The following is a 12,651-nucleotide window of genomic DNA, read 5'->3' as shown; positions in this document are numbered from 1 at the left end:
CAGCTTCTCGCACGAAGCGCTTTATCGCCCCTGCGCCGGCGCCTGCACGCGCGCCTTCCACTGACCGCCCTTGCCGCGCCAGAAGCGCCACGCCGAAGCGAACGTCGCGCCCACGTAGAACAGCGCGACGAGCGGCAGGAACGGCGCCCACAGCGGCGAACGCCGGTAGTAGGCAAGCATGGGCGAGTAGGCGCAGCACATCAGCGCCCAGGCGATCCACGCGGGCCAGCCGTGCGGCCCGAGCACGAGCGCGACCACGGGCGGCGCGAGATAGATGATCGTCATGCCGAGCAGCGTGCCCGCGAGCTGCCACGCCGAATAGTGCAACTGTGTGAACGCCGTGCGCGCGATCATGTTCCAGATGTCCTTCCACGAATCGTACGGGCGCAGCGATACGCTCTTCGCGGCAACGTCGAGCCGGATCGGGTGATGCCCTTCGCCCCGATGCTTGATGCGCGCGGCGAGGCTGCAGTCGTCGATCAGCTCGGCGCGGATCGATTCGATGCCGCCCGCCTCTTCGAGCGCCTGGCGGCGCACCAGCATGCAGCCGCCGGCCGCGGCCGCCGTGCGGTTCTTCGGGTTGTTGACCCACGAGAACGGATAGAGCTTCGCGAAGAAGAACACGAACGCCGGGATCAGCGCCTTTTCCCAGAAGGAGTCGCAGCGCAGCCGCACCATCAGCGAGACGAGGTCGCGGCCTTCGGCCTGCGCGCGCACGACGAGCTGCGCGAGCGCTTCGGGCGGATGGCCGATGTCGGCGTCGGTTAGGAGCAGGTAGTCGGCGGGCAGCTTGAGCGTGCGCACCGCCTCGATGCCCTGCGACTGCGCCCACACCTTGCCCGACCAGCCCGCCGGCAGCGGCTTGGCCGTTATCACGCTGAGCTTTTCCGGGCACTGCAGCGCGAGCGCGGCGGCGCGCGCGGCTTCCGCGGTGCCGTCGGTGCTGTGGTCGTCGATCACGATCACGTGAAACTCGCCGCCGTAGTCCTGCTGGAGCAGCGAGGTCACGGCCTCGCCGATCGCGTCGGCCTCGTTGCGCGCCGGCACGACGGCACACGCGGCAGGCCAGCCGGCCGCGGGCTCGACGATCGGCAGCGGCGCGGCCGGGCGCGCGCGCCAGAATCCGCCGCGCCCGAACAGCAGCACGAGCCAGATGAGCAGCGAGAGACAGGAGACGGCAAAGAGAATGGTCGTAGTCATACGTTGTTACTCTCGATCGAAGGGGCGCGCACGCCCACGCGGCGCGACAGCCACATAGCCGCCGTGCGCAGGAGCACCACGGCCCAGTCGGGTGCGCGCAGCGCAGGCCGCGCGCGGAACACATCGTAGCCGCCGCGCTCGATGATTTCGAGCACGCGCAGTCCGCCATGCACGACGCTGCACAGCTCGAGGCCGAAGCGCCCCGGCACGCGCAGCGCGAGCGGCGCGCCGCTCACCATCAGCGCCCGCGCGCGCGCCACCTCGTGCGCCATCAGCGCGCGCCAGGCGTCGTCCACCTTGCCCGCGGCGATCTGCGCTTCGGTCACGCCAAAGCGTTCGCGGTCAGCGAGCGGCAGGTAAATGCGGCCGCGCGCCCAGTCGGCGCTCACGTCCTGCAAGAAGGTGACGAGCTGCAAGGCGGTGCAGATCGCGTCGGAATCGGCCAGATTCTCGGGCGTCGCCGCGTGAATCAGATGCAGCATCAGATGGCCGACCGGGTTCGCCGAGCGCCGGCAATAATCCAGCAGCTCGAAGCGATCGGCATAGCGCGTCGTGTCGATATCCTGATCGAACGCCGCGACGAGGTCGTAAAACGGCGCGAGCGGCAGGCGGCACTCGCGCACCACGTCCGCGAGCTTCGCGAACAGCATGGGGTGCACGCGCGCCGGGCGGCCTTCGGCCACCGCGTTCAGGCCTTCGCGAAAATCGGCGAGACGCGTGTGGCGTTGCTCGGGGCTCCAGTCGCCTTCGTCCGCGATGTCGTCGAGCGTGCGCGCGACGTGGTAGATCACGCCGACAGGCGCCCGCAGCGCCTTCGGCAGCAATACGCGCGCTACCGGAAAATCGTCGTAGTGGTCGGGTTCCATCAAGGCGTCCAGAATGGGGTCGTATCCCGACGCGCCATCCAGGCGCCCCGCGGGACCGCGATATTTTAAGCGTTCCCGGGGTATGTTGCACCGCGCAACGAGGCAGCGGCCGTTTCTACAGCCCCTCCTGCATCGCGTGCACGAAGCGCCTTGCACAGGCCGTGGGAGCGCCACGCGGCGGGCTTTTTGAGAAAAATGGGTGGCTGACCGGGGTCCGGCGTCGCGTGCACGCCGCACTGCGCGCGCTGCACACAGCAAACGAAAGGCGAAGGGGTTAAAATGCGCGTCTAGTTTTGACTCCGTCACTCCTTTGGCGGATTTTTGCATCTTTAATAATAGACAGCCGCCGGCGATCAGGTCATTTTTACCGACTTGCTCGTCTTATGCGGCAGTCGGAGTTCGCCACCCTATGCGAGTGATCCTTGCCCAACCCCGCGGCTTTTGCGCGGGGGTTGTCCGCGCTATCGAAATCGTCGATCGCGCACTGCAGAAACACGGCGCGCCGGTCTACGTGCGCCATGAAATCGTCCACAACCGTCACGTGGTCGAAAACCTGCGAAACAAGGGCGCGCGTTTCGTGGAAGAGCTCGACGAAGTGCCGGAAGGCGCCGTGGCGATTTTCAGCGCCCACGGTGTGGCCAAGACCGTGGAACGCGCCGCCGAGGAACGCGACCTCGACGTGCTCGACGCCACCTGCCCGCTCGTCACCAAGGTTCATGTACAGGGCCGCCAGTACGTCGCGGCGGGCCGCACGCTGATCCTGATCGGCCATGCCGGTCACCCGGAAGTGGAAGGTACGATCGGCCAGATTCCCGGCACCGTGCTGCTCGTGCAGAGCGAAGCCGATGTTTCGAAGCTCGATCTGCCGCTCGATGCACCGCTCGCGTACGTGACGCAAACCACCCTTTCGGTGGACGACACGCGCGGCATCATCGACGCGCTGCTCGCGCGGTTCTCCGACATCGTCGGTCCGGACACGCGCGACATCTGCTACGCAACGCAGAACCGCCAGGCAGCGGTGCGCGAACTGTCGGATCAGGTGGACGTTCTGCTCGTCGTTGGTGCGACGAACAGCTCGAACTCGAATCGTCTGCGCGAGATCGGCAGCGAAACGGGGGTGCCGAGCTACCTCGTCGCCGACGGTTCGGAAGTGAAGGCCGAGTGGTTCGCCAATGTGCAAACGGTCGGCATCACGGCCGGCGCATCGGCGCCTGAAGAAATGGTTGAGAACGTCATTGACGCGCTGCGCGCGTTGGGGCCTGTCGAGGTGTCGACGATGGCGGGCCGTGAAGAAAAAGTCGAATTCAAGTTGCCGTCGAAGCTCTTGCAACCGCTCGTCGCGCGCGAAGTTTAAGGAGGACACGCTTTGTCTATTCCGCTGCTACAAAAAGTCCGCGTTGGCTCGTACATCTTCCGCCAGCATTTCAGCGGCAACAAGCGCTACCCGCTCGCGCTCATGCTCGAGCCGCTGTTCCGCTGCAATCTCGCCTGCAATGGCTGCGGCAAGATCGACTATCCGGATCCCATCCTGAACCAGCGCCTGTCGCTGGAGGAATGCCTCGAAGCCGTCGACGAGTGCGGCGCGCCGGTCGTTTCCATCGCAGGCGGCGAACCGCTGCTGCACAAGGAAATGCCGCAGATCGTGAAGGGCATCATGGCGCGCAAGAAGTTCGTGTATCTCTGCACGAACGCGCTGCTCATGGAAAAGAAGATGGACGACTACCAGCCGAACCCGTACTTCGTCTGGTCGGTGCACCTCGACGGCGACCGCGAAGCGCACGATCACTCGGTCTCGCAGGAAGGCGTGTACGACAAGGCCGTCGCGGCCATCAAGGAAGCCAAGCGCCGCGGCTTCCGCGTGAACATCAACTGCACGCTGTTCAACGACGCCGTGCCCGAGCGCGTGGCGAAGTTCTTCGACACGGTCGGCGAGATCGGCGTGGACGGCATCACGGTGTCGCCGGGCTATGCGTATGAGCGCGCGCCGGACCAGCAGCACTTCCTGAACCGCGACAAGACCAAGAACCTGTTCCGCGAAATCTTCAAGCGCGGCAACAACGGCAAGAAGTGGTCGTTCAGCCAGTCGAGCCTGTTCCTCGACTTCCTGGCCGGCAACCAGAGCTACCAGTGCACGCCGTGGGGCAACCCGGCGCGTACGGTGTTCGGCTGGCAAAAGCCGTGCTATCTGGTCGGCGAAGGTTACGTGAAGACCTTCAAGGAGTTGATGGAAACGACCGACTGGGACAAGTACGGCACGGGCAAGTACGAGAAGTGCGCGGACTGCATGGTCCACTGCGGCTTCGAGGCCACCGCCGTGATGGACACGGTCGCACATCCGCTGAAGGCCGCGCGCATCGCCCTCTCGGGCCCGCGCACGACGGGCGCGTTTGCGAAGGACATCCCGCTCGAAGGCGCACGTCCTGCTGAATACGTGTTCTCGCGTCACGTCGAGATCAAGCTCGAAGAGATCAAGAACTCGGCCAAGACCAAGAAGCCGGTTACGGTCGCAGCTAGCTAAAGCGGTTTCCGCCACGGGCGGATGAAACGCAAAAAGGGCGCAACGGTTTTAGCCGTTGCGCCCTTTGTCTTTTTTATCACTTCGCGCTGAACGGCGACGCCGTTGCATTCGCAGTAGTCGTGCTCGCCGCCGCCGGCGTCCACCGGTACACCACCGCGCTCGAAGCGTTGTAATTATCCTTCGTCACGACATACTCGCCCGTCGAGCGCAGATACGCGCGCAGGCCGTACATCGAATCCACGTCGTTGCCCACGTACACCGCGTTCGGGTTGCTGTTGATGAGCGTCGTGTCGATCGCGCCCGTGGCGAGGTTGAACGCATCGATGTTCGGCACGGTGTGCACGTAGCCCACGAACAGATAGTTTCCGGCGGCCGCAATCGATTTGGGATTCGCGCTCGTGAGCGTGATCACCGGATTCGGCGCGCTCGTATTGCCGGCGAGCCAGCCGTGATACACCTCGACGCGCGTGCCGACCGCCGTCCAGTCGGTCACGCTCGCGTCTTCTCCCGTGAGGATCATCGTGTCGCTTTCGGGCAGGTAGACGATGCGGGTGAGCCGCGAGATCGTGGCAGGAATCGGCGTGGTGATCGCGGCGCCCCAGGTCGGCTTGCCGGTCGAGTCGAAGCCGGTCAGCGGGTAGTGGGAAATGACGTTGGTCTTGTCGAGGCCGACCCACAGGTCGCCCTTGCTGTCGAGACAAAAGCCGTTGCGCACCGGGGCCGTCGTACTGAACGCCGCCCCCGGCAGCGTGTAATCCGGAATGGCGATATAGCCGCTCGCCGCATTGAAGTGGAAGAAGTAGAACGTATCGGGGTTCTGGCCGGCCGCCACGAGAATGCGCTTGCCGCTCACGCTCGCCACCTGCGCGAAATGGTCGCCGCGACCGGCGTCGGCGAGATTGATGCGCGGATCGGACGGATACGTGATCGGGTCGATCGTGTTGGCCACAAAGGTGCCGCCGGCCGTGCCCGAATAGATATTCATGCCGCCGTAGAACAGCACGCCATCGGTGGCCGGATCCGGCGCCGCATTGCCTTCGAAGTTGAGCGACTGGAGCTTCCAGCGCAGCGTGCCGGTGCCGTCGTAAGCCTGCAGATCGGTGCCGCCGTTGCGACCGAGGTCCCACGAGCCGCCCCACGGATTGTTCAGCACGTACAGCATGCCCGCGGAATCCTTGCCGATGCCGACCACGCGCGTGAAGCGCTTGTCGCCCACCTGGCCCTTGACGCCCGTGGTCGTGTCGAGATAGCCGCCCAGCACGCCGAAGGTGCCGGTTTGAGACGGCGTGCCCGCTACGCTGAAGGTCTTGATGTTCATGTCGGGACCCGAGTCGGCGATCATCAACTGTGAGCTCTGCGAATCGAAATACAGCGACGACGGCCGCGCCGTGGACGCCAGCTGGATGGTATTCAGCAGCTGACCGCCGGCACTGAATTCGAGCACCGCACCCGCGCTCTTCTGGGCGACCCAGAGGTTGCCGCCCGCGTCGAGCGTCAGCGCGCCCGGGCACGCCACGCTGATATCGCGTTGCCAGACGCCGTCCGTGGTGTACACGCGCACGCGGTTGCCGGGGAAATCGCTCACGTAGAGCAGCGAGCCCGAGGTCGCGAGTCCGGTGATGACATCGGCGAGCTTTTCGGTCGTATCGGCGCTCACGGGGATCAGCAGGTCGCGTGCGCCGCTCGTGCGGTTGTAGCGCCCGACGTTGCCGCTGCCATACGTGGCGTTGTACTGCATCGCGACGAACAGCGAAGTCGTGTTGCCCGTGATCGCGCCGCCCTGGAAGTCGCCATGCCCGCCGATCGAGCCGAGACTCTGGCCGTTCTGGTAGATCGCCACGCCGCCTTCGTTTTCATCCCACATCGACGAGGTATAGATGACGCCTTCGGGCGCGACCCACATCGAGCGGGCCACATTGCCCACGTGCGTCGCGTTGGCGCCGTAGGTGTTCGCAATCCAGTCGGTGGAGGATTGCGCTTCGCAAACGGGCGTAACCGTTGCGGTGAGAGCGGCCGCCAGCCAGGCTGCGCCGATTCGATGCAAGATCATGAAAGATTCTTTGATTCGCACACCTTACGGTGCGATTGTTGAAAATGCCGTGTTGCCCACGGGGCAAGCCCGCAGGCCGATTCCCGACGATTCGAATCCGTGCGCGCCGCCGCGCGCGGCGTCATGCGTCGAATTGGTGTGGAACTTCGTCAGAGTTAACGGCAGCCACACTGCGGGAATTGAGTGTTTTTTTGAGCGCGCGCCGAGCCGCGAAGATTACAGGCGTAAAAAAAGCGCGACGGCCTTCGCCGTCGCGCTTCTTGCCGAACGTATCCGCTCAGTCGGGAGTCAGCAGCACTTCCCCGCGCCCGACCCATAGCGGGCATTTTGCCGCTCGCGGAAAAACTCCTCGTAGGTCATGACCGGGCGCTCGGGATGCGTCTCGCGCGCATGCGCGACGTAGCCCTCGTAGTCCGGCAAACCGACCATCAAACGCATGGCCTGGCCGAGATAGCGCCCGGCGGTCTGTACGTTGTCGCGAAGTCCCGAGAACATGATGTGCTCCGTTCAGTAACGTCGATTCAATGCACGCGATTCGTCACGGCCGCCGCGCCGCCAGCCGGCATCGCCTGATACGGCGTTTCCTGCACGGTCGGACGGTCGATGCGGCGCGCACGCGCAATCGCGATCAGGCCATACACGACGATGCTCACCACGACGAAGATGAACAGGCCCGAAAGCGCGGCATCGACGTAGTCGTTGAAGACCATGCGCTGCATCTGCTCGAGCGACTTGGCGGGCGCGACGATCTTGCCATCCGCGATTGCCGCCGACAGCTTCTGTGCGTGCGCGACGAAGCTCACCTTCGGGTTGCTGTCGAAAATCTTTTGCCAGCCCGCCGTGAGCGTGCAGATGAGGAGCCACACCGTGGGCAGTGCCGTGACCCATGCGAACTTCTCGCGCTTCATCTTGAAGAGCACGACGGTGGCGAGCATGAGCGCGATACCGGCGAGCATCTGGTTCGAGATGCCGAAGAGCGGCCACAGCGTATTGATGCCGCCGAGCGGATCGACCACGCCCTGGTAGAGGAAGTAGCCCCACGCAGCCACGCACAGCGCGGTCGCGATCAGGTTGGCCGGCAGCGACTCCGTGCGCTTGAGCGACGGGTGGAACGTGCCGAGCAGGTCTTGCAGCATGAAGCGGCCCGCGCGCGTGCCCGCGTCGACGGCGGTCAGGATGAAGAGCGCCTCGAAGAGGATGGCGAAGTGATACCAGAACGCCATCATCGCCTCGCCGCCAATCACCTGGTGCAGGATCTGCGCCATGCCCACAGCCAGCGTCGGCGCGCCGCCTGCCCGCGCCACGATCGTGGTCTCGCCCACGGCGTGTGCGGTTTGCGTGAGCATGTCCGGCGTGAGCATGAAGCCCCAGTGGCCCACGGTTTGCGCGACCGCGTCCGGCGTCGTGCCGAGCACGGCGAGCGGCGCGTTCATCGCGAAGTACACACCCGGCTCGATCACCGAAGCGGCCACGAGCGCCATGATGGCGACGAACGATTCCATCAGCATCGCACCGTAACCGATGAAGCGCGCGTTGGTTTCGTTATCGAGCAGCTTGGGCGTCGTGCCCGACGAGATCAGCGCATGGAAGCCCGACACCGAGCCGCACGCGATCGTGATGAAGAGGAACGGGAACAGGTTGCCCGACCAGACCGGGCCCGTGCCGTCGATGAACTTCGTGAAGGCCGGCATCTTCAGTTCCGGCGCGACGTTCAGAATGCCGATCGCAAGCGCGAGAATCGTGCCGATCTTGAGGAACGTCGAAAGGTAGTCGCGCGGCGCGAGCAGGAGCCACACCGGCAGCACCGAAGCGACGAAGCCATAGCCGATCAGGATCCAGGTGAGCTGCGTGCCCGTGAACGTGAACCAGGCGGCGAGCGTGGGCGAATCGTGCACGTGCTGGCCGAAGGCGATGGAAGCCATCAGCAGGACGAAACCGATGATCGAGATCTCGCCGATCTTGCCCGGACGGATGTAACGCACGTACAGGCCCATGAAGATCGCGATGGGAATCGTCGCGGCCACCGTGAACGTGCCCCACGGCGAGTTCGTGAGCGCCTTCACCACGATCAGCGCGAGCACCGCGAGAATGATGATCATGATGAGGAAGGTGCCGAACAGCGCGATCACACCGGGCACCGGACCGAGTTCCATCTTCACGAGGTCGCCGAGCGAGCGGCCGTCGCGGCGCGTGGAGAGGAACAGCACCACGAAGTCCTGCACGGCGCCCGCGAACACCACGCCCGCGAGAATCCACAGCATGCCGGGCATGTAGCCCATCTGCGCGGCCAGCACCGGGCCCACGAGCGGACCCGCGCCCGCGATCGCCGCGAAGTGATGGCCGAACAGTACGAACTTGTTGGTGGGCACGTAGTCGAGCCCGTCGTTGTGGCGCACGGCCGGCGTCATGCGCAGGCCGTCGAGCTGCAGGACCTGCGTGGCGATGAAGCGGCTATAGAAGCGATACGCGATCAGATAGACGCACACGGCGCAGATCACGATCCACAGTGCGCTGATTCGCTCGCCGTGCGCGAGCGCGATGGTACCGAACGCGAACGCGCCAAGCAGCGCGACCAGCGTCCAGACGACAAAACTGGATGTCCGACTCATGCGGTGTCTCCGTTATGTTTTTAGCTTTGTGTCCGGCATCGGAACCGGACCCTTGCGCGCCGTCCACAGCATCGTGGCGATGGCGGCGCATGCATGACGCATTACGCCATGTCGTGGGCGGTAGTATTCGCTTTCAGACCGTCAGCCACAACCGGACAACTACGTAAGCGCGCTACGTAGAACTACGTAGGGAAGGCAACAATTCGTTGCGCGCGCAACGATAATCGCGGGCCGCCGTGCAGGGTGTCGCGCAAGGACACTCTCTCGCGCGGCGCGTGAATTTGGCGCCTGCGCCGCGCGCGCCCGGTTATGCTTGCAGACTCAGCTTCCGAACACCGTCATGCCCGCCCCATTTTTCTTTGCCGACCGCCGCCTGAAGACGAAAATCTTCCTGCTCGCCGTCGTGCCGTTCCTCGCAGCGATTGCCGGCATCGGGATCGGTGTGCGCCAACAGGCCACGCAGCTCGCGCAAACGCAGCACGCGACGATGCAGAGCGCGTATATGTCGAGCAAGGAAATCGAGCTGCGCCACTACGTGGAGCTGGCCACGAGCGCCATCGCGCCGCTCTATGCGCCCGAGGAAAGCGCCAGCGACGCGTTGCCCGCACCCGATAGCGAAGCCGACCGCCAGCTGGCCGCGCTAGCCGTGCTGCAGAAGATGGACTTCGGCCCTGATGGCTATTTCTTCGTCTACGACATGCACGGTCGCTCGCTCATGCATCCGCGCGAGCCAGCGCTCGTCGGGCAGGATCTCTGGAATCTGCGCGACCCGCAGGGCGCGCTCACGATCCAGCAACTGATTGCCGCGGCCCAGCGCGGCGGCGGCTATGTGCGCTATATGTGGCACCGGCCGTCCACGGGCAGGCTCGCGCCCAAGCTCGGCTATGTCGTGCCGCTGCCGCGCTGGGGCTGGATGATCGGCACGGGCATCTATCTCGACGACGTCGATTCGACGCTCGCGCACATCGACGAGCGCGCCTCCGCGAATATCGAGCACACCATTCAGTGGCTCGGCGCGATCGCACTCGCGGGCGTGCTCGTGATCGCGCTCGGTGCGCTCGTGCTCAACGTGAGCGAGCACCGCAGCACCGACGCCAAACTCAAGCGCCTTGCGCAACAGGTGGTCGAGTCTCAGGAGCAGGAGCGGGCGCGGCTTTCGCGCGAACTGCACGATGGCATCAGCCAGATGCTCGTTTCGGTGAAGCTGCTGCTGGAGTCGGCGCTGGCTCGCTTCGAGCGCGGCGAAACGCGCGTGCCCGCCGCCGAAGCGTCGCTCGCCACCGGCCTCTCACGGCTGTCCGACACGCTGCGCGAAGTGCGCAGCATCTCGCACGCCCTGCGCCCCTCGATGCTCGACGACCTGGGCCTCGCCGCCGCACTGGAGCAACTCACGCGCGAGATGGCAGAGCAAACGGGCATCGAGATCGCCTTCACGCAAACCGCGCCGAAACCGGCGAGCAAAAAGGCGCAAGTTCCCGCGCTGCCGGACGCCGTCAACACCGTGCTCTTTCGCATTGCTCAGGAAGCGCTCACCAACATCGTGCGGCATGCGCAAGCGGCGCGCGCCGCGCTCACGCTGGAGGTCGCCGCGAGCGGCGTGACACTCGGCATTGCCGACAACGGCCGCGGCTTCGACGTGGCGCACGCGCTGGCCGACCCGCGCGCGGGTCTGGGCCTGCGCAACATGCGCGAGCGCCTGGAGTCGCTCGGCGGGCGCCTCGACATCACCTCGCAGCCCGGCCATACGCTCGTCACCGCGTGGGTGCCTATTGCGTCCAATGCAGCGTCCAATGCGGCGTCCAATGCAGCATCCAAAGCCGCTGTATCAGGAACACCGAAATGACGATGACGAATGCAAACGTGAACCATTCGACCAGCCCGGGCGCCAAACCCGCGCGGCTCGTCCTCGTGGACGACCATCCTCTCGTGCGCGACGGCCTGCGCGCACGGCTCGAAGCCGTGCCGGGATTCGAGGTGGCGGGCGAAGCCGGCAACGCCGATGAGGCCATCGCGCTCGCCGCGTCGCTCGAACCCGATCTCGTGCTGATGGACGTGGGCATGGCCGGCGTGAACGGCATTGCGCTCGCGGGCATTTTCCACGAGCGCTTTCCGGCCATCCGCGTGTTGATGCTGTCGATGCACGACAACGTCGAATACGTGACCGAGGCGGTGCGCGCGGGCGCAAGCGGCTACGTGCTCAAGGATTCGCCGGCCACCGAGATCATCCGCGCGATCGAGGCGGTGCTGGCCGGGCGTACGTATTTCAGCGCGGGCTTGAGTGCGCGCATGATCCAGGCGTCGGCGCGCAGCACACCCGTCGAGCGTCTCACGCCGCGCGAGCGGGACATTCTCGACGCGCTCGCGCAAGGACTCTCGAGCAAGCAGATCGCGCAGCGCGAGGGACTTTCGGTGCGCACGGTGGAAACGCACCGGCTCAACCTCAAGCGCAAGCTGGAGATCGAAGGGCAGGCGGAGTTGATCAAGTTCGCGGTGGAGCACCGCAGAAAGTGAAACGGGCGCTCCGGCTTACCCGGAGTGCCCGTCAATGCGCAATGCGTGTACAACCACCGATCGACGATCAGCTGCGCGCGTTGTGGTCGACGAGGAACTTGATGAGGCCGTCGATGCCGCCCTTGGCGATCTGGTCGGCAAATTGCGTCTGGTAGACCTGGATCAGCCAGGCGCCCATCATGTTGATGTCGTAAATCTTCCAGCCGTTGGGTGTTTGCGTGAGACGGTAGTCGATGGCGTCGTCGCCGCCGTTGCTGATCACGTGCGACTGCACCACGGTGTCTTTCGCGCCGGCACCCGTGTTCGACGGTGCGAACTTGAAGGTCACCTGGGTATCGCGAAGTTGCGACAGCGACGAGGCATACGTCTTCACGAGCAGGAGTTGAAATTGCTCATACAGCTTCTGCTGCTGTTCGGGCGTGGCCGTCGCCCAGGGTTTGCCAACGGCGATCCGCGTGGTGCGTTTGAAGTCGGTGGCGGGAACGAAATGGGTCTCGACCACCTGGGTGATCTTGTTCATGTCGCCGCCGCGGGCCTGCGGGTCGGCCTGCATCGCCTTCACGGTGCCTTCCACGGCGGCCTTGACGATGGCGTCCGGCGTGGTCTGCGCGAACGCGGCGCCCGAGACGCCCGAGAAACAGGCGGCGACGAAAAATGCGGTCAGGTAACGTTTCATACGCTCTTCTGGAACAGTGAAATTCAGGCGCCGGTACAGTGCGACTCAGTGCGTGCGGTTAAGTGCAAGTGCAATCACGTAACCTTCGCGCCGCCGGCTGAGCCAGTATAACGGCTTTGGCAGATGCGCTGCCGGGGCGCCGCCTCGAGCCCAGGTGTGCAAGACCCGCGCCGGGACGGGCGGGGCCGGTATACTTGTGCGTTTCGCGTCAAAGAACCTAA

General features: G+C 65.0%; 11 protein-coding genes. 5 read left to right on the top strand and 6 right to left on the bottom strand.

All coding sequences use genetic code 11. The features are described 5' to 3' along the window. Window positions 1-21: 21 nt before the first annotated feature. Together AB3X99_RS07835 and hpnC are read right to left on the bottom strand one after the other, a co-directional pair. Entirely contained in the window at window positions 22-1,200 is a 1,179-nt protein-coding gene (locus tag AB3X99_RS07835; RefSeq protein ID WP_069261568.1) for a glycosyltransferase, read from the bottom strand. Beyond that, window positions 1,197-2,066, bottom strand: a complete 870-nt coding sequence (gene hpnC / locus AB3X99_RS07830) for a squalene synthase HpnC (protein WP_368616582.1) — start codon at window positions 2,064-2,066, stop codon at window positions 1,197-1,199. The genes AB3X99_RS07835 and hpnC overlap by 4 nt, the downstream gene beginning before the upstream one ends. Window positions 2,067-2,475: 409 nt before the next feature. Between hpnC and ispH the strand changes: the two genes are divergently transcribed. Together ispH and hpnH are read left to right on the top strand one after the other, a co-directional pair. After that, a complete protein-coding gene (ispH, locus tag AB3X99_RS07825; protein WP_028202780.1) occupies window positions 2,476-3,420 on the top strand; it encodes a 4-hydroxy-3-methylbut-2-enyl diphosphate reductase in 945 nt (314 codons plus the stop codon). A 12-nt stretch (window positions 3,421-3,432) separates the two neighbouring features. Beyond that, window positions 3,433-4,584 (top strand): adenosyl-hopene transferase HpnH, encoded by a 1,152-nt coding sequence (hpnH, locus tag AB3X99_RS07820; protein WP_028202781.1) that lies wholly within the window; start codon window positions 3,433-3,435, stop codon window positions 4,582-4,584. Window positions 4,585-4,660: 76 nt separating this feature from the next. On the opposite strand, the gene AB3X99_RS07815 is transcribed toward hpnH, so the two are convergent. Next, window positions 4,661-6,634 carry an SMP-30/gluconolactonase/LRE family protein gene (locus tag AB3X99_RS07815; RefSeq protein WP_368616581.1) on the bottom strand — a complete coding sequence of 658 codons (1,974 nt, stop codon included), beginning with the start codon at window positions 6,632-6,634 and terminating at the stop codon, window positions 4,661-4,663. Between AB3X99_RS07815 and AB3X99_RS07810 the strand changes: the two genes are divergently transcribed. Next, window positions 6,633-6,953 carry a hypothetical protein gene (locus tag AB3X99_RS07810; protein ID WP_368616580.1) on the top strand — a complete coding sequence of 107 codons (321 nt, stop codon included), beginning with the start codon at window positions 6,633-6,635 and terminating at the stop codon, window positions 6,951-6,953. The two genes, AB3X99_RS07815 and AB3X99_RS07810, sit on opposite strands and share 2 nt — an antisense overlap. Here AB3X99_RS07810 and AB3X99_RS07805 read toward each other — a convergent pair. Both AB3X99_RS07805 and AB3X99_RS07800 read right to left on the bottom strand, forming a co-directional pair. After that, window positions 6,923-7,129 carry a YbdD/YjiX family protein gene (locus AB3X99_RS07805; protein WP_069261565.1) on the bottom strand — a complete coding sequence of 69 codons (207 nt, stop codon included), beginning with the start codon at window positions 7,127-7,129 and terminating at the stop codon, window positions 6,923-6,925. The two genes, AB3X99_RS07810 and AB3X99_RS07805, sit on opposite strands and share 31 nt — an antisense overlap. Window positions 7,130-7,155: 26 nt before the next feature. Then, window positions 7,156-9,243: a carbon starvation CstA family protein gene (locus AB3X99_RS07800; RefSeq protein ID WP_368616579.1), complete on the bottom strand. Its 2,088-nt coding sequence runs from the start codon at window positions 9,241-9,243 to the stop codon at window positions 7,156-7,158. Between the two features lie 340 nt (window positions 9,244-9,583). On the opposite strand from AB3X99_RS07800, the gene AB3X99_RS07795 reads away from it, so the two are divergent. Both AB3X99_RS07795 and AB3X99_RS07790 read left to right on the top strand, forming a co-directional pair. Further along, entirely contained in the window at window positions 9,584-11,086 is a 1,503-nt protein-coding gene (locus AB3X99_RS07795) for a cache domain-containing protein (RefSeq protein ID WP_368616578.1), read from the top strand. Window positions 11,087-11,088: 2 nt separating this feature from the next. Continuing rightward, window positions 11,089-11,754: a response regulator transcription factor gene (locus tag AB3X99_RS07790; protein WP_069261870.1), complete on the top strand. Its 666-nt coding sequence runs from the start codon at window positions 11,089-11,091 to the stop codon at window positions 11,752-11,754. A 67-nt stretch (window positions 11,755-11,821) separates the two neighbouring features. On the opposite strand, the gene AB3X99_RS07785 is transcribed toward AB3X99_RS07790, so the two are convergent. Beyond that, a complete protein-coding gene (locus AB3X99_RS07785) occupies window positions 11,822-12,430 on the bottom strand; it encodes a phospholipid-binding protein MlaC (RefSeq protein WP_368616577.1) in 609 nt (202 codons plus the stop codon). Between the last annotated feature and the right edge of the window lie 221 nt (window positions 12,431-12,651).

It is taken from the genome of Paraburkholderia sp. BR10882, from assembly GCF_040948855.1.
GTDB lineage: Bacteria > Pseudomonadota > Gammaproteobacteria > Burkholderiales > Burkholderiaceae > Paraburkholderia > Paraburkholderia nodosa_A.
This window is presented reverse-complemented; position numbering and strand designations above follow the sequence as displayed.

Excerpts from the sequence above, each read along its gene's own strand:
- AB3X99_RS07815 (WP_368616581.1), bottom strand. The coding sequence starts at position 6,634 with ATGATCTTGCATCGAATCGGCGCAGCCTGGCTGGCGGCCGCTCTCACC.
- AB3X99_RS07800 (WP_368616579.1), bottom strand. The coding sequence starts at position 9,243 with ATGAGTCGGACATCCAGTTTTGTCGTCTGGACGCTGGTCGCGCTGCTT.
- AB3X99_RS07785 (WP_368616577.1), bottom strand. The coding sequence starts at position 12,430 with ATGAAACGTTACCTGACCGCATTTTTCGTCGCCGCCTGTTTCTCGGGC.
- AB3X99_RS07795 (WP_368616578.1), top strand. The coding sequence starts at position 9,584 with ATGCCCGCCCCATTTTTCTTTGCCGACCGCCGCCTGAAGACGAAAATC.
- AB3X99_RS07810 (WP_368616580.1), top strand. The coding sequence starts at position 6,633 with ATGAAAGATTCTTTGATTCGCACACCTTACGGTGCGATTGTTGAAAAT.
- hpnC (WP_368616582.1), bottom strand. The coding sequence starts at position 2,066 with ATGGAACCCGACCACTACGACGATTTTCCGGTAGCGCGCGTATTGCTG.
- AB3X99_RS07835 (WP_069261568.1), bottom strand. The coding sequence starts at position 1,200 with ATGACTACGACCATTCTCTTTGCCGTCTCCTGTCTCTCGCTGCTCATC.
- ispH (WP_028202780.1), top strand. The coding sequence starts at position 2,476 with ATGCGAGTGATCCTTGCCCAACCCCGCGGCTTTTGCGCGGGGGTTGTC.
- AB3X99_RS07790 (WP_069261870.1), top strand. The coding sequence starts at position 11,089 with ATGACGAATGCAAACGTGAACCATTCGACCAGCCCGGGCGCCAAACCC.
- AB3X99_RS07805 (WP_069261565.1), bottom strand. The coding sequence starts at position 7,129 with ATGTTCTCGGGACTTCGCGACAACGTACAGACCGCCGGGCGCTATCTC.